We start from the raw sequence: 25,256 nt of genomic DNA on the forward strand, positions 1-25,256 counted from the left end.
CGCGGCCACGCCGAAGGAGCGTCAGCAGGCCATTTTCCATATGCTCGAACGCGTGGTCGGTGTTCCGTTCGCGTTTGACGACAAAAACGAGGCCCGCCACTGCTTCAACCGCCTGACCCAATCCTTTATCGATTGGCATACCACCCACATGGAGTCTCCGGACTTCGTGACGGCACGCGACGCTATCGAATCACTCGCCACGGAGGCCCCCCGCCAATGAACACGGTTTACCACCAGATTGACCAGATTTCGGGATCGGTGATCACCTTGCGCGCCTCGGGCGTCAGGTATCGCGAACTCGCCGAGGTGACCTCCCGGACAGGCACCTCCCTCGCCCAGGTGATCAAGCTCGACGGCGACACCGTCTCGCTTCAGGTCTTCTCCGGCGCCCGCGGCGTCGCGACCGACGCGCAGGTCCGCTTCCTCTCCACCACGATGCGCGTCCCTTTTTCCGACGCGCTCCTCGGCCGCGCCTTCACCGGTTCGGCCAAGCCCCGCGACAAGGGGCCTGAACTGACGGATAACCTCATCGACATCGGCACGCCATCGGTCAACCCCGCCAAGCGGATCATTCCGCGCAACATGGTCCGTACCGGCATCCCCATGATCGATGTTTTCAACACCCTGGTCGAATCGCAGAAGTTGCCGATCTTCGCCCGAGCGGGCGAGCCTTACAATCCCCTGCTCGCCCGTATCGCCCTTCAGGCCGAGGTCGACGTGATCATCCTCGGCGGAATGGGCTTGAAATATGACGACTACCTGTTCTTCCGGGACACGCTCGACGAGTCGGGAGCCCTTTCGCGCACCGTCATGTTTGTGCATACCGCAGCCGACCCCGTCGTCGAATGCCTGCTGGTTCCCGATGTCTCCCTCGCCGTGGCCGAGCAGTTCGCACTGCAGGGAAAGAAGGTCCTCGTCCTCCTGACCGATATGACCGCCTTTGCCGACGCCTTGAAGGAAATCGCCATCACCATGGAGCAGATCCCCGCCAATCGCGGCTATCCAGGCGACCTCTACTCACAGCTCGCCGCCCGCTACGAGAAGGCCGTCGACTTCGAGGGCGCCGGATCCATCACCATTCTCGCCGCCACCACCATGCCCGGCGATGACGTCACCCATCCCGTCCCCGACAACACCGGGTACATCACCGAGGGGCAGTTTTATCTGCGCCAGGGCCGCATCGAGCCTTTCGGCTCGCTCTCGCGCCTGAAACAACTGGTCAACAAGAATACCCGCGCCGATCACCGCACCATCATGGAAACGATGATCAAACTCTACGCCTCCTACCGCGAAACCCTCGAAAAACAGGCGATGGGCTTCCGCATGACCGACTGGGATGGCAAGCTCCTGAAGTACGGCGCGCGCTTCGAAGCGGAGATGATGGATCTGAACAACGACACGCCCCTCGAACAAGCCCTCGACCGTGGTTGGACCATCCTCGCCAATTGCTTTGACGCGGATGAAGTCGGCATTCCTTCGAAAATGACCGCTCAGTTCTGGCCGAAGTGACATGGCAACGATCAAACATACCAAGACCGAGTTGAAGGCGCAAAAGGACGCGCTCAGGCGCTTTCAGCGGTTTTTGCCCATGCTGCAGCTCAAGAAGCAGCAGCTTCAGATGGAGATTGCCGCGATCACCCTTCGGCGCGACTCGGTGAGTGATCGCGAAACGCAGGCCCGCGCCGCCGTCGATGCGTGGTCGCGCCTTTTTGCGGACTCCTCAGCAACCCCCGATCTGGGCGAACTCGCCGTCTTACAAAGCGTCACGACCGCACCGGGCAACATCGCCGGCGTCCCGATTCCGATCTATTCAGGGGTGATTATCACCCGTAAGCCGCTCGACCTTTTCGACTCCCCGCCCTGGCTTGACGACGCCCAAGACGCCGTCGAGCAGATTCTGGCCCTCCGCGCCGAGGCGACCGTCCTCGAATGCCAGCGCCAACGGATCGCCACCGAACTGCTCACCACCTCGCAGCGTGTCAACCTCTTTGAAAAGGTCAAAATCCCCGAGTGCCAGGACAACATCCGCGTGATCCGGATATTCCTTGGCGATGAGCAGACCGCCTCCGTCTCCCGCGGCAAGATCGCCAAGCGCCGTTCGACCAATCCCAACACCGCGCAATCGCATGAGGAGGACGCCGCGTGATCGTCCCCATGAAACATCTGACCGTGCTCACTCGCACCGCCGATCGCTCGGATGCGGTTGCCCGGCTCCGCGACTTGGGCGTGCTGCATCTGGCCGACGCCGCGCCCGACACCCCTGCCGTGCGCGAAGCGCTGACACGTCTTCACGAGGCCGAGCGGGCTGAAGCCCTCGTCGCCCAGGCAGCGAAGGTGAAACACGCCGCCCGCGCCACGGGCACGGTGGCTGGCGGGCACCGCAACACCCCGGCCGCTGATCCCGCCGCCATCCTCGCCATCGCCCGCGAGCAGGAAGCCGCCGAGGCCGAAATGCAAGCCCTCAACCGCGAGTGTGCGCGCTACAGCCCCTTCGGTGATTTCGACCCCGCCAGCGCCGTCTCGCTGGCAGACTCACGCATTCCGGTCGTTCTCTTCAAAACCGCTCCCGGCACCGCCGATAGTGGTGACAGCTCCGCATTCCGGACGATTCTCAGCCACACCCGGGACGCCTGTTACGGCGTGCAGATTGGCGCCACCGCGCTCCCTGATGGATTCGAAGCCGTCGAGCTGCCGACTCGGCGGCTGTCCGACACGGTCAAAGCCCATGCCGCTGCCGCCGCGCGTTTCTCACAAGCCGGCGAGCATCTCGCCGCTTTCGCTCCGGTTCTCGCCGCATTGCGGCGGCACCGCGATGACCAGGCCGATGCCTCCGATTTCGCCGCCGCCTGCGAAGGGATGTCGGCCAGCGGCGGCGTGGCCTGGCTGACGGGCTTCGCTCCCGCCGAAAGTGTCCCCGCTGTCCTGGATGCCGCTGCTTCACACGGATGGGGCGTTCTCGCGCGCGATCCCGAGTCGGATGACAAGGTCCCCACCCTGCTTCGTCCGCCGCGTGTGTTCCGCCCGATCCTCAGCCTCTTCGGCTTTCTCGGCATCAGCCCCGCCTATACCGAGGCCGACATCAGCAGCGCCTTCTTCATTTTCTTCACGATCTTCTTCGCCATGCTGATAGGCGACGCCGGTTACGGCGCGCTGATGCTCGCGGGCACCCTCTGGGCACGCCGCAAGGCCACCGCCATGCCGAGCGAGATCTTCTCCCTGCTCACCGTCTTCTCCGTGGCAACGATCGCGTGGGGCATTCTCTCCGGTTGCTACTTCGGCATCGCGCCCGGCGCGCTCCCCGCAGCCCTCAACCATCCTGTGGCGCGCTGGCTCACCGAGCAGAACAATATCATGCTGGTATGCTTCGGGCTCGGCGCGGCGCACATGTCGCTGGGGCACGCCTGGAACGCGATGGCCCTGTTCCCCGACAGCCGTTTCCTGGCCCAGGCCGGCTGGTGCGGAGTCGTCTGGACGATGTTCTGCGCCTCCTGCGCCGTGGTCGGCATCTTCGCCTTTCCCCAGTTCATGTATCCGGTCGCCATCGTGTCCGTGGTGCTCATCGCTGGCTTCATGCTCAAACGGAGTGAACTGAAGACCAACGGCGTCGACCTCGGCATGCTGCCGTTGAACATCATCAGCACCTTGGGCGATGTGATTTCCTACGTCCGTCTCTTCGCTGTGGCGACCGCCTCGGTCAAGCTGGCGGAGACCTTTAACGGCATGGCCGTGGGACTGGATCTCCCTCTGGTCGCCAAGATCCCGGCGATGCTTCTCATCCTCGTGATCGGACACGGTCTGAATGTGATCATGGGCGCGCTCAGCATCCTCGTCCACGCCGTCCGCCTCAACACCCTTGAATTTTCCAACCACAAGGGCATCACCTGGGCCGGCTTCGCCTACAAGCCGCTCCGCCGGAGGCTGCCCGCGTCTTAACACCAACCCCGCATCACGACTCAACACAACTAAGGAGACTCACACATGACAGCAGACACCGCACTTGGTATTTCCGGAGCCGTCGCCGCACTCGCTTTCAGCGGCGTGGGCTCGGCACTCGGCACCGGCATCGCCGCCTCAGCCGCCGTCGGCGCGTGGAAAAAGTGCTACGCGCAGAAGAAGCAGGCACCCTTTCTCCTCCTCGCCCTGGTCGGCGCGCCCATCACCCAGACCCTCTACGGCATGATCCTCATGTTCATCATGATCGGCAAGGCGAAAGCGGGCGCGCCCGGCCTCGGGCTCCTCCTCCTCGGCATCTTCGCCGGCCTCGCCATCGGCACCTCGGCCTGGTTCCAAGGCCGCGCGGGCGCCGCCGCCGCTGACGCCCAGGCTGAGACCGGGCAGGGCTTCACCAACTACCTCGCCGCCCTCGGCATCATCGAGACCGTCGCCATCTTCGTGATGGTCTTCGGCCTCATCGCCGTCACCGGGATCTCCTAAAAATTACTAATACTGGAGGCGCGTGCAAAGCCTTTTTCGTCGGTTCTGCACGCGCAGGTTTCAGGGCTCAGGGTTAAAGGAGACCTTTCATGCGAATCAACTACGTGCTGATCGACTTCGAGAACGTCCAACCCGAGAGCCTCACCGGCCTTCAGCAGGATCACTTCAAGGTCATGGTCTTCGTCGGGGCAAGCCAGACCAAAGTCCCTTTTGAAGTTGCCCAGGCGATGCAAGCCATGGGCAACAAGGCCGAATACGTCAAGATAGCGGGGAACGGGTCGAACGCGCTAGATTTCCACATCGCCTTCACCATTGGCCAGTTGGCATCCGCCGATCCCACGGCCTTCTTCCACATCATCTCTAAGGACACAGGCTTCGATCCTCTTATCGCCTACTTGAAAGCGAAGAAGATCTTCGCAGCGCGGGAAACCTCCATCCGAGATATCCCGCTCATCAAGACGTCGACATCCAAAACGCCAGAAGATCGGCTCCAGATCATCGTCAATAAACTGAGGCTGTCCAAGGCCAATAAACCAGGGACCGTCAAGACTCTTTCCAGCCATATCAACAGTCATTTTCAGAAGCAACTCTCCGAGACCGAAATCGCTGCTCTCATCTCCGCCTTGTTTACGGCCGGTTACATCTCCATCGCCAACAATAAAATCACGTATAACGTACCGCCGTTGCCGTAGCGGACCATGGCCATTAGATCTGAAAAATTTTGTTGCTCTTTGCCTGTCCCCTGCGGCCCGAATACGACTCCCTTGTCCCCCGTGTTCCTTCACATTTCTCTCTCCCTGTTGCTCCCCCGCCCTCCTCGCCCTCCGTTGCCCCCTGATGGCAGGCCTATTCGTAATTGCGGCAAGATCCGAATTGCGGCAGAGGCATCCGGCCGTCGCCCGCGTCAGGATACAACTTGTTCTTGTGGTCCACACCCTGCACACCCCAGCCGGTGCGGATGCGCGTGGTCCGGATCAGCCACTCGAGCAGCATGCGGCGACATTGTTCAACCGTCTCGCGGCACTCGGGCGCGTGGTAGAGATTCCGCGTCTCATCCAGATCGGCTTCGCCATCGTACAACTCGCCGACATCTTCGCCGAACGTCTCGGGTTGATAGTGAACGAACCGCCACTTGCCCCAGCGGATGGCCTTGGAATGGGGACACTCAGTCACCGCGAGTTCGCGCACGGACTGATTCCCTCCGGCCAGCAAGCTCGTGACATCAATGCCGTCCGCCCATGGCATGGCGGGCAGGCCGCAGAGAGCGGCGAAGGTAGGCGCCATATCCACGTTCTCCGTCAACTGTCCGCACACCTGTCCGGCTGGCGTCAGCCCGGGCACACGCCAGAGCGAAGGCACGCGGCACACGGCTTCGCTGCAAATGCCGGGCGCTTTTTCATAGATGCCATACTGGCTCATGTACGCACCATGGTCGGCGTTGTAGATGACGATCGTGTTTTCTGCCAGACCGCTCTTATCCAGATGATCGAGCAGCCGTCCAACGGCATGATCCGTGTGAGTGATGCTGGCCAGATAGCCTTTCCAGCGCCGCTTGGCGGCAGCCACATAATCGGCGCCGGTCTCTTTCCGCCAGGCATCGTGCATCTCGCGGAAATGGGGCGGACGATGATCGCACGGGTAGGTGAAGGTCTTCGGTAATTCGATGTCATCCGGGTACATATCCCAGAATTCGCGGGAGGGGGCGCACGGATCGTGCGGACGCTCGAGCGATACCTGCATACAGAATGGGGCGTCGCCGCAGCCGTCCATGAACCGGATGGCCTCTCGCACAGACCACCCCTCCTGCGACATGTCGAAGGGGATTTCCGACGCGCGTTGCTTGGGTTCGCCCCAAAGATTAGACTGGTAGAATTCATGCTTGTCCTGTAAACCTTTGGCTTTAATTTCCATGCACCAAGGGGCGGTATCCTGGTTGCCATCCATGCCGAAATAGGAGTCGGCGCACGTGTCGAACTGCGTCTCAAGCCAGATTCGCGGTGTGGTCGGTAGGTGCAGTTTGCCGATCCCGGCCGTACGGTAGCCGTGCTGCTTGAAGTGCGAGAACGAGCCCGGCAGCCAGTCCGGGCGCGGTCCGCCCAGTCCGTAGAATCCGTGGTTGTGACAGTACTGACCGGAAATCAGGCTCACGCGACTCGGGGTGCAGATGGTGTTCTGCGTGTAGCAACGCGTAAAGCGCAGGCCGGAAGCCGCCAGCCTGTCCAGGTTCGGCGAGATGACCTGCGGGTGCCCCTCGTGCCCCATGCAGCCCGCATGGTGTTGATCCGCGATAATGTGCAGTACATTCATACGCTTGGACATGTCATGCTCCTTTGTTTCGCTGTCCGTTTTCCGGCCTTTTCGGTGGACGAGAGCGGTGGACGATTGGGACAATCGCCACTCGTTATCTGTTCTCGTCGCCCGCTATCGTCAACCGCCCCCTCCCGTGTTGTCGGAAGTTGGGTGTCAAATGGATCACCGTTGTCGTCCATCCAATGCGTCAGGATGGATGCCAGTTCCTGTTTGACGTGGTTGCAGTCGGGATCGTGTGCACGGTTTTGCAGCTCCAAGGGGTCTGTTGCCAGGTCGTAGAGTTCTTCACCGTGCTTCTGGTAGCGATTGTACTTGTAGTGCGCTGTTCTGACCATCCGAATCGGGTTCACCCACTTCTGTTTTGAGTAGTATTGGCCAATAACGAACTGTCGTGCACAGAATGGCGCTTGATGCTCGATAAACGGCTTCAATGATACGCCGTCCGTATCGGGAAGCTCGATTCCGGCGAACTCTGCCAAAGTGGGGACAAGGTCAACATTGACCGTGTGAAAGTCAACGGTCAGAGCACGCTTCCGTCGGCTTGCGGCAGGCGGACGAATAATGAGCGGCACGCGCATCATGTGTTCGTACATGAATGGCCCCTTGTAGATAAGGCGATGCTGTCCATCCATGTCGCCATGGTCCGACGTTGCGATGACAAGGGTGGAATCGTCTAGGTCGCGATCCTTAAGAGCTGCCAACACACGTCCGAGTTCTTCGTCGTATAGCTTCACCTTCTCCCGGTAAAGTTCGCGATAGCGTTCCCATGCAGGATACCCTGTGCCGGTCATGATACGACCTTGATCCTCTGTCATGAACTGCTGCTGTACGAATGGCACCGTTGCAAGGTCCTTGTCATGCCAAGTCGGTGGCAGGGCAACGGCGCGTTTTGGCGTGGGATCGGACTCGCCGTCGAAATGGTAGATGTCATGAGGGTTGTTATAAGAGAGAAAGAGGGCAAAGGGTCGGTCGGTCTTGCCGGTGGCCTGCAGAAAACGGATGGCCCGGCGCGTCACTTCGCGGTCATCGGTTGTCTCCGGACCTGTCACCCCGAAATCCTCGTCCCACCCATCCGTGCCGACGGGGTCTTTGCCCAGGTGCCATTTGCCGAAGTATGCCGTACGGTAACCGGATTCCCGCAGCCTGGCACCGATTGTTCGCATCTGGAGCGGATTGCCTCCCGCAGACCCGATATTACCCCATACGCCGGTCCTGGATGGATAGAGCCCGGTCATAATCGATGATCGACTGGGGGAGCATTGGGGTGTTGTACAGAAAGCATTTCGGAACACGATTCCCTCGGAGGCTAGTCGCGTTTGATTCGGCGTTTCAAAAGACGCATCGGCAAACCCGACAGCTTCCCAATGCTGCTGATCGGAGAAGACGAACAGGATGCTGGGCGGTTGGTTCCCGTTCGCGCTTCCCAACCGTATTCTACGCTTACACATACATACGCCTCATTTTTTTTGTTTCGCTGCGCATCACGTTCCACTCCACGGGCGAGGTGTCCGCGGTGGCGGCACTTCGTCTGCGATGCCGCGCCGGTCGCGCTCCACGTCTTCAAACCAATTGTCCAACTCACGACCGAGCCGGGCAACGCGATCCGGATCGGCTGAGGCCATGTCGTTTCGTTCGTAAGGATCGTTCCGGATGTTGAACAAGAGCGGAGGTTGGGTTGGGCCAAGCTGGACCGTCGGGTAGGGCGGCTGAAAAATGCCGTTATGGATGAAGTGTTCCGGACCGAACATGGAGATGTGGTTCCACTGGTTGTCCGGCACGTCGCCACACCTGTCGCGCCAAGGGCGGACGAGCTTCCAGTCGCCGTCGCGGATGGCCGCATTGCAGTCGCACACCGGCGCGTAACGGTTCCACTGCCAGCACCGTTTTGTGATGGTCTGGCCGGATTCGCCACGCAATACCGGCAGCACATTGATTCCGTCCAGCGGCAGGTTGTCGGCCGGGAGCGGAACGCCAGCCATGGCCAGGATCGTGGGCACCCAGTCGGCTCCGTGCACCATCTCATGCACTTCACGCTTGCCGGGCAATCCGGCTGGCCAGCGGATCAGCATGGGCACGCGGATGCCACCCTCGTAGGTGTTGCCCTTGCTGCCGTTCCAGTTGCAGTTGAAGCGCGTGGTACAGTTGTCGCCCTGACCGCCGAATTGCGGGCCGTTGTCGCTGCAGAAGAGCACGATGGTGTTCTCCTCCAGGCCGAGGCGCTTGAGCGTGTCCAGCACACGCGCCACGCCGCTGTCCATGCGGTGGATCATGCCATAGAGGGTGGCCACGCCCGAGGTGGGAACGCCCGCTTTCCCGAGGAACGGTTTGACCTCATCCTCCGGCACTTGCAGCGGGGTGTGCGGCGCGTTGAAGTTCATTTGCAGGTAGAACGGTTCGCGTTGATGCCGCTCGATGAAGCCGACCGATTCCTCAACCCAGACGTCGGTCAGATAGCGCCCGTCGCCGCGCCGCGCCGTTTTGCCCCACTCGACCCGCCACTGCCAGTAGTCCTGCATCGCGGCGCAGAAGCAAACGGACTCGTCGAATCCCCGCTGCATCGGATGGTAGCGCGGGTCGAACGAGCCGAGATGCCACTTGCCGATGAGACCGGTGGCATAACCGCCGGCCTTGAGCATGTCCGCCAGCGTCCGCTCACGGAGCGCCAGACGGTCGAGCCCCCACCACTCGAGCGTGTCAATCGAGCCGGTGCGATGCGGATAGCGGCCGGTCAGCAGGCAGGCGCGCGACGGGTTGCACACCGGTGACGCCGAGTAGTGCTGCGTCAGACAGGTTCCCTCACGGATCAGTCCGTCCAGGGTCGGCGTGTTGGACAGTCCGTTGTTGAACGCGCTGAAATCGCCATAACCAAGATCATCAGCCAGGAGGAAAACAATGTTGGGTCGTCGGGTCATGTTCGTGTTCCTTTCACTTATTTGATCGGTGAAACCAGGAGTAATGGTGCCTGGGTCCAGCGGGCTTCATCACTTCCGGTGCAGGCGTCGGCACCTCGGGCCATGCGTCACCGGAGCGCCGGCACCAGTCATGCAGCGCTTCCGCCAGCTTGGCCTGCTGCCCAGCGTACTGCGGATCCTCCGCCAGGTTGTGCGTTTCCAGAGGATCTGCGGCCAGATGATACAGCTCGTGATCACCCTCACGCGATTCGACGTACTTCCAGTCACGCGTCATCCACATGCGCAGCGGACTCATTAAATCGGTCCAACTCGTGGAATGGAATTCCGCCTGAACCGCGTCGCGTACGCTGTCGGTCGCGCCCGTCATCAACGGACTCAGATCAACGCCCTGGACTTCCTGTGCGGGCGGCAGCCCGCAGATCGCAAGAATCGTCGGCACAAGATCAATCTGGGAGACCAGTCCAGCGGAGCGCGGGACGATCCCCTGCGCTCGCATTCCCGCCGGCGGACGGATGATCAGGGGGACGCGGATCAGCTCCTCGTACAGGCTCGCGCCCTTGAGGATCAGACTGTGACTCCCCATCAAGTCGCCGTGGTCGGAAGTAAAAATGAACAGTGTGTTGTCCAGTTGCCCGGTGTCGTTCAGGACGCCCAACATCCGGCCCATAAGATGGTCAATGTAGCTGACCGAGCCCAGATACCGCGCCCACATGGTTTTCAGTTCGGTCTCGGAGAACTGGAGCACCGACTGCAACTGCCGGTCGGCGCGCTGCAGCCAGCGCTGACCGCTTTCATCGCGGTAGTTCTCCGGTAGAACCATGTCGGCAGGGTCATACATCGAGAAGAACGGTTCTGGACAGACGAACGGCGCGTGCGGCTGGATGCAGGACCAGGTAAGGAGAAAGGGCGACTCGGCGCCGACGCGGCTTCGGATGTAGGTCTCGGCCTCGCTGCAGAGGTAGGTGGAGACGAAATGCGCCAGCGGCACTTGCGATGGCCCGCAGATGGTCCAGGTGTCATAGAGTTCGCGGTCCGGATGGCAGCCGTTCCGTTTGCCGGCTACATCGATTCCTTGCTTCTCCGCGTAGCGGGCGTAGTCGTTGTCCTCGGGTCGGCTGGTATCGCCCTCGCTCTCGCTGTAGCGGATGACGTGGTCCCGGAAGCCGCGGCGGTCGCTGCCGGTGCCCAAGTGCCACTTGCCGATATAGGCGGTATGGTAACCGGCGGGCCCGAGGTAGTCCGCCAGCACCTTCACGTCTTCGGAAAGCTGGAAGCGGTTGGCGCCTGGGCCCGCGTTCTGGTTGGTCACCATGCCGTGCGACGAAGGGAGGCGTCCCGACAGAATGGACGCCCGCGCCGGCGAGCACATGGGGCTGGTGCAGTAGGCATGTGTGAAGCGTGTGCCGCCCTCTGCCAGCCAGTCCAGGTGCGGCGTATGCACCGTTGTCCCGCCGGCGGCCCGGATCGTGTCGAACCGTTGCTGGTCGGTGATGACCAGGACTACGTTGGGCTTGCGTGTCGTCATCTTATCCTCGGTTATTCTCAGGGTTATTTCTCATCCTGAGTTTGAGCGGTTGCATCCTGGAGTGGCCGGGGGTATTCCAGAACTCGCGGGGCATGGCCCGCTCCTTCATGGGATCGCACGGGAATGGGACGACCTGGGCACCGAACGATTGGCCGTGGTCACCCTTTGGCGATCATGTCGCCGTGGGCATGTGGCATGGGGCGAACAATGTGGGCATTTGGGTGGATCCATTCGAACTCGACCGGGTCAACGCGGTCTGGGAAGTGATCGACGCGGGACGGACCGGACGTTTCGGCGCGCGGGCCGTGCGCACGGCGCCCAGCCGGGAAGACCTGACCTCGCCCCTGTGGGTTGACCGTCTGCCCAAACTGTTCGGCTACGACGTGGCCTTCTTTTATCTCACAGGCCATTTCAAGAACACCGGGAATCGCACCCTGAAAGTCGAGCTGGTCACCCCGTTTCCCGACACGTGCTTTCCCGATGGCGCGGCGTCGCGCGTCTTCACGGCGCCACCCCTGGCCGTCACGCCGTTCCGGATTGCGATGATGCTGACCAGCCGAAATGCCGCAGACGCCGTCTGCGAAAAAGGCGGGATGCTGAACCTCCGCATTCAGGATCCCGAGGGCAAGGTGCAGGTCGAACGAACGGTCCGGATGCTCATAAACGACCCGCGGGACGTCACGTCGCCGGTGATCGGATCGCTGGATGGCGGTAACCTGACGCTGCGCCTCACCAATACGACCGACCGGTCTTTCTCCATGGGGCTGATGATGCTTCCATCCGTGGATGTGAAGCTGTCCGAGCATGAACGCTCTATCGAACTCAATCCCGGCGCCGGGGCACAGGCGGTGTTTCACATTCCCCGCCAAGGGTTCGCCCGGCAGGAGGTCCGCATGCTACCCTACCGACTCACCGTGACCGGTGCCGGCGCGCTCGACGGGGAGGTTGCAGCCGCTCTGCGCATGCAGTCGGACTGGTGGGTGTCCTGCCATACCAATGCGCGGCCCGAGATCGCGGAAGGCAGCGTCTATGCCGGCGACCTGAATGGCGGTCCGACTGCGAGGTTCGACGTAACGTCCATCACCGAATCCCCCTTGCCCTTGGGTGTTCCAAACGGTCTTTTTCGGATGACCACGCCGCCGAATGGGTGGTTTCCGGTGATCGGCGGCACGAACGTCCCGCTCCATGCAGCGGGGGAGTTGCCGACACACGGGTCGAGCGCATTGGCGGCGACGCGATTTGAGTCGCCCGACGACGCCTCGGTTTCGCTCAACGTGAAATACCCGGGTCCACTCGAAGGCAGCAAGAAACTCCCCTTTGTCCTGCAGATCTGGCTCAATGAGCAACCGGTGTTCCAGTCACCCTCCGATACTCAGGATTACGAACAGCTCTCACGCCTCAACCCCCGCGCCCTCGTTACATCGAAAACCGTGCGGCTCCGCTCGGGGATCAACACGCTAATGGTGTCCTGCAAATCCAACCTGGATTCACCCGTCGTCCCCAGAAGGGTCTTCATCCGGATTCTTGACGCCCAGACCTCCGCTTTGCGCCACGATCTGATTCTAGATATGAGTCATTAGCAGGGCCGGGCGTTTAACCGGTGACCCGTGGATTTGGCGTCCAGTCTGCAGTTTATTGAACATGGGGCTTGCCAACACGCCGATCGCCCCGTTACTCCTTCTCACGCGGCGCGTAGTGGGTGTGCAGCAGCGTATGCGACGGGTGGCCGAGGGGCGCACCGAGGAAGGTCGCATACAGGTCCGCCACCTGCTTGTTCTCATGCGACTTGCGTAATGTCTTGCCCTCATCTTCGGCATAGATCGCCCCGATCCGTTTGAGCCGCACCGCGTCGTCGGTGAAGCGGGGTTGCCCGCCGCCGCCGATGCAGCCGCCGGGGCAGGTCATCACCTCGACGAAGTGGTAGGTCGCCTCCTTGTTTCTGATCCGTTCGAGGAGGCGCCGGGTGTTGCCCAAGCCGTGGCACACCGCGACGCGCAGCTCGACACCCTCCAGAAACGACCACTCCGGCTTGGTGCCGGTGATGGTCAGCGCCGCCTCTTTGATCCCTTGCAACCCCTCGATCGGTTCGACGTGCAGATTGCCGGTCGGTAACTCGCGTCCGGTGACGATCTCGTAAGCCGTGCGCAGGGCCGCCTCCATCACGCCGCCGGTGTTGGCGAAGATATCGGCCGCGCCCGACGAGAGACCCAAGGGCGCGTCCATCTCGCCGTCGGGCAGGGCCGCAAAATCGATCCCCGCTTCGTGGATCATCCGCGCCAGCTCGCGCGTGGTGAGCACGTGGTCGACGTCACGGACCCCGCTGGCGTTCATCTCCGGCCGCTGCGCCTCGAACTTCTTCGCCGTGCAGGGCATCACCGAAACCACCACCAACTCGTCGGCCTTCTTCCCGATCTTCTGCGCGTAATAAGTCTTGGCCAGCGCGCCGAACATCTGCTGCGGCGACTTGCAGGTCGAGAGGTTGGGCAGAAACTGCGGATAGTAGTACTCGGCGAACTTGATCCATCCGGGCGAACAGCTCGTGAACATCGGCAGCGCCACCGGCTTCTTCTCCACCAGCGCCCCCTTGAGCCGGGTGAGCAGCTCGGTCCCCTCCTCCATGATCGTCAGATCGGCGGCGAAGTTCGTGTCGAACACCGCGTGGAAACCCAACTGCCGCAACGCCGAGACCATCTTGCCGGTGACCCGCGTGCCCGGCGGGTAACCGAACGCCTCGCCCAGTGCGGCACGGATCGCGGGGGCGGTCTGCACGACCACCGTTTTGGTCGGGTCATCCAGCGCCCGCCAGACGGCCTCAATCGCGCTGTGCTCGGTGATCGCGCCCACCGGGCAGACGGCCGCACATTGGCCGCATTGCACGCACGCCACGCCGTCCAGTTGCTGCGTAAAGGCCGGTCCGATGACCGTGGCGAAGCCACGGCCTTGCGGGAAGAGCGCGCCGACCCCCTGCACCGTGTTGCAGACCGTGACGCAGCGGCGGCACTTGATGCACTTGGAATTATCGCGCACCAGCCCCGGCGTCGACGCGTCGCGCATCGGCACGGCGCGGGCGCCGGTGTAGGTGAGTTCGCGCACGCCAAGGTCGGCGGCAAGTTGGCGCAGTTCGCAATCCTCGCTGCGGTCACAGAGCTGGCAGTTACCGTCGTGCTCGGAGAGCAGCAGATCGACCACCTGTTTGCGCGCGGTGCGCACCCGGCGGGTGTTCGTATGCACCACCATCCTCTCCGCGCAGGGGGTGGCGCAAGCCGCCATCAGCGTTTTGGCCCCCTCCACCTCGACCATGCAGACGCGGCACGCCCCGAGCGGGTCGTGCTTCTCCAGAAAGCAGAGCGTCGGGATCGAGATCCCCGCCTGCCGCGCCGCCTGCAGCACCGTGGTTTCAGGCTCGACCGAAAGCACCTGCCCGTTTATTGTCACCTGGATCATACATGCACCTCTCTGACTTTTCCGGTTTTGCCGTAATCGCAGCGGAGGCAGCGGCACGCCTGCCGCCGCGCTGCGGACTCGTTCCATGGCTGCTCCACTTCGTCGAAGTTGTTCCGCCGCCGGGCCACCGGCATCATGTTTACCTCTTCACGCGGGTACGGAACCGGATCGGCATCCGGGTCATAGGTGACAGCGAGATCGGGGTAGGTGCGCCAGAAGGCGTGCGCCTCGCCGGTGAGCAGAGCGTCGATCCCGACAGCGGCCCGCTCGCCTGCGGCAATCGCTTCAACGACCGACGAGGGGCCGCTTACGGCGTCACCCCCCGCAAACAGCCACGGCAGCGATGTGGCGCCGGTGACCGGATCGGCGCCGATCCAGCCGCCCTCCGTCAGCGCAACCTCCGGCAGCCCCAACGCAGCTTTCGCGTCGAGCCCCTGCCCAATCGCCAGGATCACGTGGTCGCACGGCAGCGTTTCAGTGTTCTCGTCCGAAACGGCCTCTGCACGCCGACGGCCGCTCCGGTCGTAATCGCCCAGCGTCATGCCACGGCAAACCACGCCCGTGACCTGGCCGTTCGCCACGACAAAGGCCTCGGGTGAACAGAGCGTGCGGAGGGTGACGCCCTCCTGCTGTGACTGCTCAATCTCCTCGGCGTAAGCGGGCATCTGCTCGCGCGTGCGGCGGTAGACCACGGTGACGCTCGAAGCGCCGAGGCGCAGCGCCGTTCGCGCGGCGTCGATCGCCGCGTTGCCGCCGCCGATCACCACCACGTTCTGGCCCACGGGTACCGAGCCGCGGATGTTGTACTGGCGGAGGAAGTCCATCGCCTCGGTCACCCCTTTGGCGTCAGCGCCCGGCACGTCGAGCGACACGCCGTCGGGCGCGCCCAAAGCGACAAAGACCGCCTCATACCCCTCGTCGCGCAGCCCCTGCAGCGTGAAGTCGCGGCCCAGCGCCTGTCCGGTCCGGATCTCGACGCCCAGCGACTCGATCATCCGAATTTCGCGCGCCAGCGTCTCGCGCGGCAGCCGATAGGCGGGGATCGCCTGCATCAGCATCCCCCCCGGCCGCAGCTCGCGCTCCAACACCACCGGCCGGTAGCCCAGCCGCGCCAGAAAATAGGCGCAGGTCAGGCCGGCCGGCCCGGCCCCCACCACCGCGACGCGCCGCGCCGCATTGGCAGCGTTCTCGCGCACCTCGGGGCGCTGGATGACCACCTCCTGGTCGACCATGAACCGCTTCACCCCGCGGATCGAGACCGGTGCGTCGAGTGCGCTGCGCCGACAGTGGTCCTCACACGTGTGGAAGCAAACCCGCGCACAGATTGCCGCGAAGGGGTTGCGCTCGCGGTGCAGCTTGAGCGCTTCGGCGTAGCGGCCCTCGCCGACGAGCGCGACAAAGCCCGGCACATAGACGCCCGCCGGACAGGCGCTCAGGCACGGCGCCAGCACCAGCGACGGGCAGACGCCCGCCACACAGTGGCGGTCGCGAATGTGCTGCACGTATTCTTCCCGGAAGTGGCGGATGGTCGACAGCACCGGGTTCGGCGCAGTCTGGCCGAGGCCACAGAGCGACGACTCCTTGATGAAGTGACCCAAGTCAATCAGCCGCTGGATGTCTTCGAGTTCGCCTGCGCCGCCGCAGATCCGCTCAAGGATCTCCAGCATCCGCTTGGTGCCGACGCGGCAGGGCGCGCACTTGCCGCACGATTCCTCCTGCACGAACTCAATGAAGAAACGCGCCACATCGACCATGCAGGCGTCCTCGTCCATCACGATCAGCCCGCCCGAACCCATGATGGCACCCAGCTCCTGCAGCTTTTCGTAGTCGAGCGGCACATTGAGATTCTGCCGGGGGATGCACCCGCCCGACGGCCCGCCGAGCTGCGCCGCTTTAAACGCCTTGTTGCCGCGAATGCCGCCGCCAATGTCGTAGACCACCTCGCCGAGCGAGGTGCCCATCGGCACCTCCACCAGTCCTGTATTTTTCACCGCGCCGGCCAAAGCGAACACTTTGGTCCCCTTGCTCTTGGCCGTGCCGTAGGCCGCGAACCACTCCGCCCCGTTCAGGATGATCGCCGGAACGCAGGCGTAGGTTTCGACGTTGTTCAGCAGCGTCGGCTTGCCCCACAGCCCCTTCTGCGCCGGGAACGGCGGCCGGGGGCGGGGTTCGCCGCGTTTCCCTTCAATGGAGGTGATCAGCGCGGTCTCCTCGCCGCAGACAAAGGCGCCTGATCCCATCCGGATGTCGAGGTCAAAACTGAACGCGCTGCCGAGAATCTGCGCCCCCAGCAGGCCGTGCTGCCGCGCCTGGTCGATCGCCGTTTGCAGCCGCTTGACCGCCAGCGGGTATTCGGCCCGCACATAGACATAGCCCTGGTCAGCGCCGATGGTGAAAGCCGCGATCACCATCCCCTCGATCACGCTGTGTGGGTCGCCCTCCAACACGCTGCGATCCATGTAGGCGCCGGGGTCGCCCTCGTCCGCATTGCACAAGACGTATTTCTGGCCGGCAGACGCCTGGCGCGTGAGGCTCCACTTGAGATAGGTCGGGAAGCCCGCGCCGCCGCGGCCTCGGAGTCCCGATGTCTGGAGCTGGCCAATCACCTCGTCGCCGCTCATGCTCTCCAGCACCTTGGCCAACGCGCCATAGGCGCCGGCCGCGACCGCGTCCTCAATCCGCTCAGGATCGATGGTGCCGCAGGTCCGCAGCACCACCTTGGTCTGCTTGGCGAAAAAGGGGATCTCACCGCAGGCGCGCTGCACGGCACCGGTTTGCTCATCGCGAACCAACAGACGCTCCACGGGCTTTCCGCCCAGCAGGTGTTCGCGAACGATCTCCGCCGCGTCCTCCGGCTTGACGCCTTGGTAGAAGGTCTGATCCGACGCGACCAGCAGCACCGGCCCGCGGGCGCACGGCCCCATGCAGCCCGTCTCGCGGACCGTCACTTTCTTGGCCAACCCCTGTGCCGCCAACGCGGTCTGCAAGGCGGCCTCGACGTCGCGCGCACCGGAGGCCAGGCAGCTCCCCCCGACGCACACACGGATCTCTTCACGCGTGCCGGCGGCGCGCTGCAACCGGGCCTTCCACCCCTTCAGTGCGGCGGGTGACGCAATCGTTTTGGGTGTGGCTGCGCTCATGTCGGCACCGCCTCTCGCGTCGCCTCTGCGGCGGCCCTGGCGCGATACGTCTCCAGAAGCTCCCCGACCTTGGTCTCTTTGACCCGCTGGTGAAGGTCGTCATTCACCATCAGCACGGGCGCCATGCCGCATGCGCCAAAACACCGGCCCACGCCCAACGAAAACAGGCGGTCGGGCGTGGTCTCCCCCACATCGATGCCCAGCTTGTGTTTGAGCGCCTGAAGCAAGGCGTTGCCGCCGCGCACATAGCAGGCCGTTCCCAGGCAGACGCGGATCAGATACGTTCCGCGCGGGACGGTCGAGAAGAAGGAGTAGAACGTGACAACTCCAGAGACCTCGCTGAATGGCTTGTCGAAGACATGGGCAATCCGCTTGAGTGCCGCCTGCGGCAGATAGCCGAAGCGCGTTTGCGCCACCTGAAGCGCCGGGATGAGTCCCCCGGGCTTGGTCGCGTACTCCTGTAGCACGGTCTCCAACTCATTCAGAATGTGCGCTTCTGAAAGCGCGCCTGATCCACAGGTACAACCCACAGGTGCTTCTGACATGCTCACTCCTTCCTTCGGACACGACCACTGTGTCCGAACCGGCAACACGGATCACGGTCACATCAGAGCGACCCGGTTATGTACTTCTCAAGGTTCTCAATATCCTGCTCGCGCTCGGAGCACAGGAATTTGACCACATCGCCGATCGAGATCAGCCCGGCCAGCGTGCCGTGATCCATGACCGGCAGATGGCGCAGCCGTTTCTCGGTCATGATCTTCATGCAGGAATCGACAATCTCGGTCGCAGGAACGGTCACCACCGGCGACGACATCACCTCGTCTACAATCACCGTGCGCAGATTGAGCTCCTTCAAAAGCACTTTGCGCATGCAGTCCCGTTCCGTCAGGATGCCGACGATCCTGCCGGCGCTGTCGACCACGGGGAGGCTCCCGATGTGCCCCTCTTCCATGATTTTGACGGCGTCAAAGACGGTCGTCTTCGTCGGCGTCGTGATGACGGTGCCCCCTTTGAGCTTCAGCAATGCTCCAACGGATGTCTGCATGACGTGCTCCTTGTCCTGACTTCACGGGCCGTCCGGTCTGGCAACCGCCTGTTTGTGCTGAGTTGTACAACCGCGCCGAACGGGATGTCACAAAACGTGCCATGTTGTTAGTCTGAAGGTTGGCGCAAGCGATCGTCAAGCGAAATCAGAAAATTTGTGAAGGCGCGTTCAAAACGTGCATCACCTTCTGCGTCGCTGCTGTACGCCCACGCCTATCGCGATGGACGACGGACACTCTGGATGATTCCGCTGCCGGTCACGCGGTCGCCATCGTAGAACACAGCGGTCTGGCCTGGAGTGACAGACATCTGCGGCTCGTCGAACTGGACCTCGGCCACCGGCGTGCCATCACGCATTCCGGCGCGCAGGGTCGCCGCCGCCTCCCGGTGCTGCTGGCGGATCTTGACCGTCACGCGAAGGGGCGAGGCTGGCGGTCCGGATAGGCTGATCCAGTTCAGATCCGCCGCCGTGAGCCGCGTTGAGAACAGATCCTGGTGCCCGCCGACAACCAGCGTATTCGCACACGCCTCGATCCGCACGACGTAGAGCGGTTCAGCCGTGCCGCTGAGCCCCAGTCCCTTGCGCTGCCCCACCGTATAGCCGACGATCCCCTGATGCCGGCCGAGAACCCGGCCGGCCGTGTCCACAATCGGACCCGGCACGGCGTCGCGGGTGTCGAACAGCACGCTGTAGTTCCGGCTCTCTATGAAATTCTGGCTTTCCTTCTTGTCGGCCACATCGACCCATCCCGCATCCCGCGCCAGCGCCTTCACACGCTCCTTGGTGAGCGATCCAAGAGGGAACAGAACCCGTGCGAGCTGTTCCTGCGACAGGCGCGAGAGAAAGTAGGTCTGATCCTTAGACGCATCCGCAGCCCGGAGCAGCAACCAACGCCCGGTATCCGGATGCCGTTCCACGCGGGCATAATGGCCGGTGGCAAAACGGTCAAACGCAATCCCCATCGCGCGCGCCCGCTCCAGCAGCAGCGCAAATTTCATGGCCCGGTTGCAGCGCACGCACGGATTGGGCGTCCGTCCGGCGCGGTATTCGGCGCGAAAGTTGTCCAGCACCTCGGCGGCGTATTCCGGCGCGAGCGGGATGACGTGGTGCGGAATGCCCAACCGGGCGGCCACCGACCGGGCGGCTTCGATGTCCCGCGCCTCGCCGGGGCCGTAGCAGCCCGAGAGCCCCTCGTCGGGAAGCGGCGTGGTCCCGTCCCAGATGGACATGGTGAGCCCGACCACGGCATGCCCCTGGTTCTTGAGCAGCCAGGCGACGACCGACGAATCCACGCCGCCGCTCATGCCTACCGCTACCGCCTGTTTTTCGCTGCTCATGGTACATGCCGGGTTCAAACAGAATCGGCGCGCAGGATATGCGCCAGATATTCGCCATAGGTTGACTTCTTCAGCGTGTCGACGAGACCGGCGAACTGTGCGCGGCTGACAAACCCTTTACGCCAGGCGATCTCCTCGATGCAGGCGATCTTCAAGCCCTGACGGTCCTGGATGGCCTTGACGAACGCCGTGGCGTCGGCCAGCGAATCGTGCGTGCCGGTGTCGAGCCAGGCGAAACCGCGACCGAGCAGTTGTACGTTGAGTCGGCCCTGTTCGAGGTAGACCTTGTTCAGGTCGGTGATCTCGTATTCGCCGCGCGCGGATGGCCTGAGCGCTGCGGCGATCTTGACCACGTCGTTGTCGTAGAAATAGAGTCCAACCACCGCATAGTTGGATTTGGGCGCGAGGGGCTTCTCCTCGATTGAAACCGCTTTCCCTGCCTTGTCAAAAGCCACCACGCCATAGCGTTCGGGATCATTGACGTAATAGCCGAAGACCGTGGCGCCGGGCCGTTCGTTGGTCTGCGCCATCAGCCGCGAAAGCCCGTCGCCGTAGAAGATGTTATCCCCTAAAATCAGACAGACGGAATCGCTGCCAATGAAATCGCGGCCCAGCACAAAGGCCTGCGCCAGCCCGTTGGGCACCTCCTGAACCTGATAGGCAATGCGCATCCCCAGCCGGCTGCCGTCGCCCAGCAGCCGTTCGAAGACCGGTGTCGCCTCGGGCGTCGAGATGATGAGCACCTCACGAATGCCCGCCAGCATCAGCGTGGAGAGCGGATAGTAGATCATCGGCTTGTCATACACCGGAAGCAATTGCTTGCACATCACCTGCGTCACCGGAAACAGCCGCGTCCCCGCGCCCCCCGCCAGAATAATCCCCTTGCGCGCCATAGGTCCCCTCCCCTTTTACCGTGCCAAAATTCGCTTGCTGGTGCGGACGGCGCAGAACGCCGTGCCGCACATTGAACAGTGGTCGTCCGCGCAGGCGTCGTCGGCGCCGGGATCGCGCGTCCGGCGCCAACGCGCCTCGGCGGTCTGTGGATCGAGCGCCAGGGCAAACTGCCGCTTCCAGTCAAAGGTCATCCTCGCATCCGCCATAGCGTCGTCGGATCGCCGCGCGCCCGGCAGACCGCGGGCGATATCGCCCGCGTGCGCGGCGATGCGATGGGCGACCAGCCCCTGGCGCACCTCGTCCGCATCGGGCAGCCCGAGGTGTTCCGATGGGGTCACGTAGCACAGCAGGGAGGCGCCATAGACCGTCGCAGCCGTGGCGCCGATGCTGGAGGTGATGTGGTCGTAACCCGGCGCGACGTCGCAGACGACCGGACCGAGCACGTAAAACGGCGCGCCGTCGCAGACCTGCTGCTGCCGCTCCATGTTCATCTGGATCTGGTCGAACGGCACGTGCCCCGGTCCCTCGACCATGACCTGCACGCCACGGTCCCGGCAGCGCCGCACGAGATCGCCCAGCACGTCCAGTTCGCCGAACTGGGCGGCATCGCTGGCATCAGCCAGGCAGCCCGGCCGCAACCCGTCGCCGAGCGACACGGTCACGTCGTGGCTGACCAGGATGTCCAGCACCTCGTCCCACCGTTCGAAGAGCGGATTTTCCCGATCATGGACGTGCATCCATTCGGCCATGATCGCGCCGCCGCGACTGACGATGCCCATCTTGCGCTTCAGGGCCAGGGGAACATGGCGGCGCAAGAGCCCCGCATGGAGGGTCATAAAGTCCACACCCTGCCGCGCCTGCTGTTCGATGACGGCCAGCAGCAGTTCCGGCTTCATGTCGGGGATCGCCCCCTCCAGCCGCGAGACCGTCTCATAGACCGGCACGGTCCCCAGCGGCACGGGGGAGTCGTCGAGCATCGCCTGCCGAACGGCCGCCAGCTCCGGGCCGACGCTCAAATCCATCACGAAATCCGCTCCGGCATCGAGCGCCACGCGCAGCTTCACCCGTTCGGCGCCGATGTCCGAGCGGTCGGGCGAACGGCCGAGATTGGCATTGACCTTGGTGCGGAAGAGCCGCCCCACGCCGACCGGCTTGCAGCCGGTATGCGCCGGATTGAGCGGTATCACCGCCCGCCCCATCGCAACCGTGGCCCGCACCTCCTCGCCGGTGACCCCCTCATCGCAGGCCACCGCCGTCATCGCCCCGGTCACAACCCCCTGTCTCGCGGCATCTAATTGCGTCATTCTAACGCTCCCATGGTTATCCCTTCGATCGGTATCCGCGCGGGCGTGCCGAGCACGGCCGCCCCCGAGCCGACCCGCACACCCGTGCGGATCGCTTCATACACATACGCCTTCCCGGCGATCACCGCATCGCGCAGGCTGCCGCCACGGGCCAGTGCGGCTGTGATCGCCGCGCTGAGCGAGCATCCCGTGCCGTGCGTCGAGAGTGGCTGATCCACCGCCGGCGACTCGATCACCACGGTCCCCTCACCATCGCACAGCACATCGCGTGCTCGATGGGCCGCGTCGTGGCCGCCCTTGATCAGCACCGCGCCGCCGAAGCGCCCGCGCAGTTCACGCGCCGCCCCGGCTGCGGCGGCCAAGCCCCGGATCGACCGGCCCAGCAGCGCCTCGGCCTCGGGCAGGTTGGGCGTGATGAGCGTCGCCAGCGGCAGCAGCCGCATGCACAGCGCCGCCACCGCTTCCGCCTCCAAAAGCCGCGCGCCACTGCTGGCGACCATCACGGGGTCCACCACCTTCAGAATATCGGGATAGCGCGCAAAACGGTCGGCGACCGCCGCGATCAGACCCGCCGTGGCCAACATCCCCGTTTTGGCCGCGCCGATCGCATAGTGCGGCAGCACGGCGTCCAACTGCAGTCCCAGAAAATCGGGAGAGACCGGCAGCACGGCGTCCACGCCCCAGGGGTTCTGGGCCGTCAGCGCGGCGACAGCCGTGCAGCCATGCACGCCGAACACGTGGAACGCGCGCAGATCTGCCTGTATCCCCGCATTGCCGCCGCTGTCGCTGCCGGCCACGGTCAGCGCCGCCGGCCAGCGGATAGTGTTGTTGTGCGCGCCGTCCATTCGCCTCGTTCCCCGCACTGCGACCTGACCACCTCGCGCAAATCAAGACGGGCGCCGCACAGGCGCCCGCATCCTTGGCCATGCAGCCAATCCCTTGCGCCGGCATGATCCGGATCAGGTTCGACGGGTCTGCTCTCAGTCACCGCACGCCGCGCGCGGCAACACCCCGTGGTGCGTTAAAGATGCATTATGCGCCTAATTGCCGCAAAAAGCAAGAATGGCGTGGACTCCTACCTTCCCGCTTGCCAACGCCAGCCTTTGCTTGCTACTATGACGCCAATTCATCCCTGTGCTGGATTCTGCGTGGTTTAATCGGCCCCTGAATCGTCACGGGTTACGGCCGATTCGCAATCGTGTAACCGGTTGCGAGGAGATTTGTTATGCCAAGTTATCAAGAAATTGAAGATGCCATTTCATTTTCTGATGTGTCATTTGGCCAGGGGAGCGCCCACTATGATCCCGCGCGCAACGCCATTTATCTGCGGGGGTCCGAACTGGAGGAGGATCAGGCCCTGATCCCCACGGATGTGAACTGGGAAACCTGCATCCTCATTCCCGGCGAAAAGCAGCTGGATCTCGGTCGCACACTCGTCGAACGCTTTGTGCGAGAATACCGGCCCGATGATTCTGAGCTGATCAGAAGCTTTTTCATTCGGCGCGGGGCGTACCGTCGATTTCGGATGTGGACGGTCGCCGCAGGATTGCTCGACCATTGGCATGCCTACCGCGCCCGTGCGGAACGGGAAGCCATTCTCGCGTGGTGCGAGGATAAGCATATTCCGCTGACCGATATTCCCGCCCCTCCGGATATCCCCGATCTCCCGGCACCGACCGGACCCTCCCCGAATCAGATTCATCCTCTGCCCACCGGCGACAAACGTTTCACCTACATCGCCAACACCATCAAGAGCCCGAATATCATCGTCGGTGACTACACCTATTCGGATGACTGCGAAGGGCACGAACCCTTTGAACGGCGGGTGCTGCACCACTATCCCGGGAACGGCTGCAAGCTGATCATCGGCCGTTTTACCGCCATTGCGAGCGGCGTCCGTTTCATCATGAACAGCCCCGCTCACACGACCGACGGTTTCTCCGCCTATCCGTTCAGCCTGTTTGGCCAGGGCTGGGAGGCGTCGTCCACCGACGCCGGAGTTCCCGCACCGACGAGCGACACCGTCATCGGCAATGACGTGTGGATCGGCTATCAGGCTTTAATCATGCCGGGGGTGCGTATCGGCGACGGGGCCATCATCTCCGCTCGGGCGGTCGTCATGCATGACGTGCCGCCGTATGCCGTGGTCGGCGGCGTGCCAGCGACCCTGATCCGCACCCGCTTCACCGAAGATGTCATCTCTGCGCTTCTGGAGATCGCCTGGTGGAACTGGGATGCGGCCAAGATCACGCGCAATCGCGCAGCCATCACCTCAGCCGATCTGGGCGCGCTCCAAGCAGCGAAATAAAATACAGGGACTCGCTATGGACTATATCTTAATGATTGTCGGCGCCGTACTGGTCAACAATTTTGTACTCAATCGGTTCCTCGGGATCTGCCCCTTTCTCGGCGTGTCGAAACGGATTCCAACCGCGATGGGAATGTCTGGCGCCGTGATTTTCGTGATGGGCATGGCGGCCGCCGTCACGTGGTGCGTGCAGGCCTGGGTCCTCGCACCGTTCGGGCTGGAGTACCTGCAGACGATCGTATTCATCCTCCTGATCGCGGCATTTGTGCAACTCGTGGACATGGTCATGAAGCGCTATCTTCCTGGGTTGCACCGCGCCTTGGGAATATTTCTGCCACTGATCACCACCAACTGCGCCGTGCTCGGCGTCGCGGTTATGAACGTCAAGGCGGCCTCGGGGTTCACCCGATCGGTGGTCTTCTCGCTCGCGGCGGCCGTGGGTTTCGCCTTCGCGTTGCTGCTGTTCACGGGGCTTCGCGAGAAGATCGAGCGCGCCGATCCGCCGCGCGCATTTCGCGGTGTCGCGCTGGCCTTGGTCACCGCCGGGCTGTTGAGCCTGGCGTTCATGGGGTTTACCGGGCTGGTCAAATGACATCAGAC

Annotated in this window: 20 protein-coding genes and 1 riboswitch; of the genes, 8 read left to right on the top strand and 12 right to left on the bottom strand. The window is 63.2% G+C overall.

The genetic code is table 11. The annotated features are described in order from the left end of the window. Positions 1 to 216 precede the first annotated feature (216 nt). The 5 genes from FJ222_01925 (at position 217) to FJ222_01945 (ending at position 5,126) form a co-directional block, all read left to right on the top strand. Positions 217 to 1,509 carry a V-type ATP synthase subunit B gene (locus tag FJ222_01925; GenBank protein ID MBM4163191.1) on the top strand — a complete coding sequence of 431 codons (1,293 nt, stop codon included), beginning with the start codon at positions 217 to 219 and terminating at the stop codon, positions 1,507 to 1,509. A 1-nt stretch (position 1,510) separates the two neighbouring features. Continuing rightward, on the top strand, positions 1,511 to 2,146 hold the full coding sequence (locus FJ222_01930) for a V-type ATP synthase subunit D (protein MBM4163192.1): 636 nt from the start codon (positions 1,511 to 1,513) through the stop codon (positions 2,144 to 2,146). Positions 2,147 to 2,154: 8 nt separating this feature from the next. Then, positions 2,155 to 3,933: a hypothetical protein gene (locus tag FJ222_01935; GenBank protein ID MBM4163193.1), complete on the top strand. Its 1,779-nt coding sequence runs from the start codon at positions 2,155 to 2,157 to the stop codon at positions 3,931 to 3,933. Positions 3,934 to 3,978: 45 nt separating this feature from the next. Next, positions 3,979 to 4,434, top strand: coding sequence for a V-type ATP synthase subunit K (locus tag FJ222_01940; protein ID MBM4163194.1), 456 nt, complete (start codon positions 3,979 to 3,981; stop codon positions 4,432 to 4,434). An 89-nt stretch (positions 4,435 to 4,523) separates the two neighbouring features. After that, entirely contained in the window at positions 4,524 to 5,126 is a 603-nt protein-coding gene (locus FJ222_01945; protein ID MBM4163195.1) for a hypothetical protein, read from the top strand. A gap of 154 nt (positions 5,127 to 5,280) precedes the next feature. On the opposite strand, the gene FJ222_01950 is transcribed toward FJ222_01945, so the two are convergent. From FJ222_01950 to FJ222_01965, 4 genes are read right to left on the bottom strand one after another with little or no spacing between them, the layout of a single operon-like run. Beyond that, complete coding sequence (locus FJ222_01950) at positions 5,281 to 6,753, bottom strand: hypothetical protein (protein ID MBM4163196.1); 1,473 nt, start codon at positions 6,751 to 6,753, stop codon at positions 5,281 to 5,283. Beyond that, positions 6,738 to 8,192 carry a DUF4976 domain-containing protein gene (locus FJ222_01955; GenBank protein MBM4163197.1) on the bottom strand — a complete coding sequence of 485 codons (1,455 nt, stop codon included), beginning with the start codon at positions 8,190 to 8,192 and terminating at the stop codon, positions 6,738 to 6,740. The genes FJ222_01950 and FJ222_01955 overlap by 16 nt, the downstream gene beginning before the upstream one ends. A 33-nt stretch (positions 8,193 to 8,225) precedes the next feature. Further along, positions 8,226 to 9,656, bottom strand: a complete 1,431-nt coding sequence (locus tag FJ222_01960; protein ID MBM4163198.1) for a hypothetical protein — start codon at positions 9,654 to 9,656, stop codon at positions 8,226 to 8,228. A 13-nt stretch (positions 9,657 to 9,669) separates the two neighbouring features. After that, positions 9,670 to 11,181: a DUF4976 domain-containing protein gene (locus FJ222_01965; protein ID MBM4163199.1), complete on the bottom strand. Its 1,512-nt coding sequence runs from the start codon at positions 11,179 to 11,181 to the stop codon at positions 9,670 to 9,672. A gap of 92 nt (positions 11,182 to 11,273) precedes the next feature. Between FJ222_01965 and FJ222_01970 the strand changes: the two genes are divergently transcribed. After that, entirely contained in the window at positions 11,274 to 12,761 is a 1,488-nt protein-coding gene (locus FJ222_01970) for a hypothetical protein (GenBank protein ID MBM4163200.1), read from the top strand. Between the two features lie 91 nt (positions 12,762 to 12,852). Here FJ222_01970 and FJ222_01975 read toward each other — a convergent pair whose 3' ends face one another. The 8 genes from FJ222_01975 to thiD form a co-directional block, all read right to left on the bottom strand. Further along, positions 12,853 to 14,625, bottom strand: coding sequence for a 2Fe-2S iron-sulfur cluster binding domain-containing protein (locus FJ222_01975; GenBank protein ID MBM4163201.1), 1,773 nt, complete (start codon positions 14,623 to 14,625; stop codon positions 12,853 to 12,855). Beyond that, positions 14,622 to 17,765, bottom strand: a complete 3,144-nt coding sequence (nuoF, locus tag FJ222_01980) for an NADH-quinone oxidoreductase subunit NuoF (GenBank protein MBM4163202.1) — start codon at positions 17,763 to 17,765, stop codon at positions 14,622 to 14,624. The genes FJ222_01975 and nuoF overlap by 4 nt, the downstream gene beginning before the upstream one ends. After that, positions 17,762 to 18,310 (bottom strand): NAD(P)H-dependent oxidoreductase subunit E, encoded by a 549-nt coding sequence (locus tag FJ222_01985; GenBank protein MBM4163203.1) that lies wholly within the window; start codon positions 18,308 to 18,310, stop codon positions 17,762 to 17,764. Before FJ222_01985 ends, nuoF begins: the two co-directional genes overlap by 4 nt. A gap of 62 nt (positions 18,311 to 18,372) precedes the next feature. Next, a complete protein-coding gene (locus FJ222_01990) occupies positions 18,373 to 18,813 on the bottom strand; it encodes a CBS domain-containing protein (protein ID MBM4163204.1) in 441 nt (146 codons plus the stop codon). Between the two features lie 212 nt (positions 18,814 to 19,025). After that, positions 19,026 to 20,150, bottom strand: a complete 1,125-nt coding sequence (gene mnmA, locus FJ222_01995; protein ID MBM4163205.1) for a tRNA 2-thiouridine(34) synthase MnmA — start codon at positions 20,148 to 20,150, stop codon at positions 19,026 to 19,028. Positions 20,151 to 20,164: 14 nt separating this feature from the next. Then, positions 20,165 to 21,043: a glucose-1-phosphate thymidylyltransferase RfbA gene (rfbA, locus tag FJ222_02000; GenBank protein MBM4163206.1), complete on the bottom strand. Its 879-nt coding sequence runs from the start codon at positions 21,041 to 21,043 to the stop codon at positions 20,165 to 20,167. A gap of 15 nt (positions 21,044 to 21,058) precedes the next feature. Continuing rightward, complete coding sequence (gene thiC / locus FJ222_02005; protein MBM4163207.1) at positions 21,059 to 22,348, bottom strand: phosphomethylpyrimidine synthase ThiC; 1,290 nt, start codon at positions 22,346 to 22,348, stop codon at positions 21,059 to 21,061. Beyond that, positions 22,345 to 23,193, bottom strand: a complete 849-nt coding sequence (gene thiD, locus FJ222_02010; GenBank protein ID MBM4163208.1) for a bifunctional hydroxymethylpyrimidine kinase/phosphomethylpyrimidine kinase — start codon at positions 23,191 to 23,193, stop codon at positions 22,345 to 22,347. Before thiD ends, thiC begins: the two co-directional genes overlap by 4 nt. Before the next feature lie 72 nt (positions 23,194 to 23,265). Further along, positions 23,266 to 23,372: riboswitch (TPP riboswitch) on the bottom strand. Positions 23,373 to 23,873: 501 nt separating this feature from the next. Between thiD and FJ222_02015 the strand changes: the two genes are divergently transcribed. Both FJ222_02015 and rsxA read left to right on the top strand, forming a co-directional pair. Next, positions 23,874 to 24,656 carry a CatB-related O-acetyltransferase gene (locus tag FJ222_02015; protein ID MBM4163209.1) on the top strand — a complete coding sequence of 261 codons (783 nt, stop codon included), beginning with the start codon at positions 23,874 to 23,876 and terminating at the stop codon, positions 24,654 to 24,656. 16 nt (positions 24,657 to 24,672) lie between these two features. After that, a complete protein-coding gene (gene rsxA, locus FJ222_02020; GenBank protein ID MBM4163210.1) occupies positions 24,673 to 25,248 on the top strand; it encodes an electron transport complex subunit RsxA in 576 nt (191 codons plus the stop codon). Positions 25,249 to 25,256 lie beyond the last annotated feature (8 nt).

The sequence above is a fragment of the Lentisphaerota bacterium genome (genome assembly GCA_016873675.1).
Classification (GTDB): domain Bacteria; phylum Verrucomicrobiota; class Kiritimatiellia; order RFP12; family JAAYNR01; genus VGWG01.

Excerpts from the sequence above, each read along its gene's own strand:
- FJ222_01960 (MBM4163198.1), bottom strand. The coding sequence starts at position 9,656 with ATGACCCGACGACCCAACATTGTTTTCCTCCTGGCTGATGATCTTGGT.
- FJ222_01970 (MBM4163200.1), top strand. The coding sequence starts at position 11,274 with ATGGCCCGCTCCTTCATGGGATCGCACGGGAATGGGACGACCTGGGCA.
- FJ222_01985 (MBM4163203.1), bottom strand. The coding sequence starts at position 18,310 with ATGTCAGAAGCACCTGTGGGTTGTACCTGTGGATCAGGCGCGCTTTCA.
- nuoF (MBM4163202.1), bottom strand. The coding sequence starts at position 17,765 with ATGAGCGCAGCCACACCCAAAACGATTGCGTCACCCGCCGCACTGAAG.
- rsxA (MBM4163210.1), top strand. The coding sequence starts at position 24,673 with ATGGACTATATCTTAATGATTGTCGGCGCCGTACTGGTCAACAATTTT.
- FJ222_01940 (MBM4163194.1), top strand. The coding sequence starts at position 3,979 with ATGACAGCAGACACCGCACTTGGTATTTCCGGAGCCGTCGCCGCACTC.
- FJ222_01935 (MBM4163193.1), top strand. The coding sequence starts at position 2,155 with ATGAAACATCTGACCGTGCTCACTCGCACCGCCGATCGCTCGGATGCG.
- FJ222_01975 (MBM4163201.1), bottom strand. The coding sequence starts at position 14,625 with ATGATCCAGGTGACAATAAACGGGCAGGTGCTTTCGGTCGAGCCTGAA.
- FJ222_01930 (MBM4163192.1), top strand. The coding sequence starts at position 1,511 with ATGGCAACGATCAAACATACCAAGACCGAGTTGAAGGCGCAAAAGGAC.
- FJ222_01925 (MBM4163191.1), top strand. The coding sequence starts at position 217 with ATGAACACGGTTTACCACCAGATTGACCAGATTTCGGGATCGGTGATC.
- FJ222_01950 (MBM4163196.1), bottom strand. The coding sequence starts at position 6,753 with ATGTCCAAGCGTATGAATGTACTGCACATTATCGCGGATCAACACCAT.
- FJ222_02015 (MBM4163209.1), top strand. The coding sequence starts at position 23,874 with ATGTGGACGGTCGCCGCAGGATTGCTCGACCATTGGCATGCCTACCGC.
- thiD (MBM4163208.1), bottom strand. The coding sequence starts at position 23,193 with ATGGACGGCGCGCACAACAACACTATCCGCTGGCCGGCGGCGCTGACC.
- FJ222_01990 (MBM4163204.1), bottom strand. The coding sequence starts at position 18,813 with ATGCAGACATCCGTTGGAGCATTGCTGAAGCTCAAAGGGGGCACCGTC.
- mnmA (MBM4163205.1), bottom strand. The coding sequence starts at position 20,150 with ATGAGCAGCGAAAAACAGGCGGTAGCGGTAGGCATGAGCGGCGGCGTG.
- FJ222_01955 (MBM4163197.1), bottom strand. The coding sequence starts at position 8,192 with ATGTGTAAGCGTAGAATACGGTTGGGAAGCGCGAACGGGAACCAACCG.
- FJ222_01945 (MBM4163195.1), top strand. The coding sequence starts at position 4,524 with ATGCGAATCAACTACGTGCTGATCGACTTCGAGAACGTCCAACCCGAG.
- FJ222_01965 (MBM4163199.1), bottom strand. The coding sequence starts at position 11,181 with ATGACGACACGCAAGCCCAACGTAGTCCTGGTCATCACCGACCAGCAA.
- rfbA (MBM4163206.1), bottom strand. The coding sequence starts at position 21,043 with ATGGCGCGCAAGGGGATTATTCTGGCGGGGGGCGCGGGGACGCGGCTG.
- thiC (MBM4163207.1), bottom strand. The coding sequence starts at position 22,348 with ATGACGCAATTAGATGCCGCGAGACAGGGGGTTGTGACCGGGGCGATG.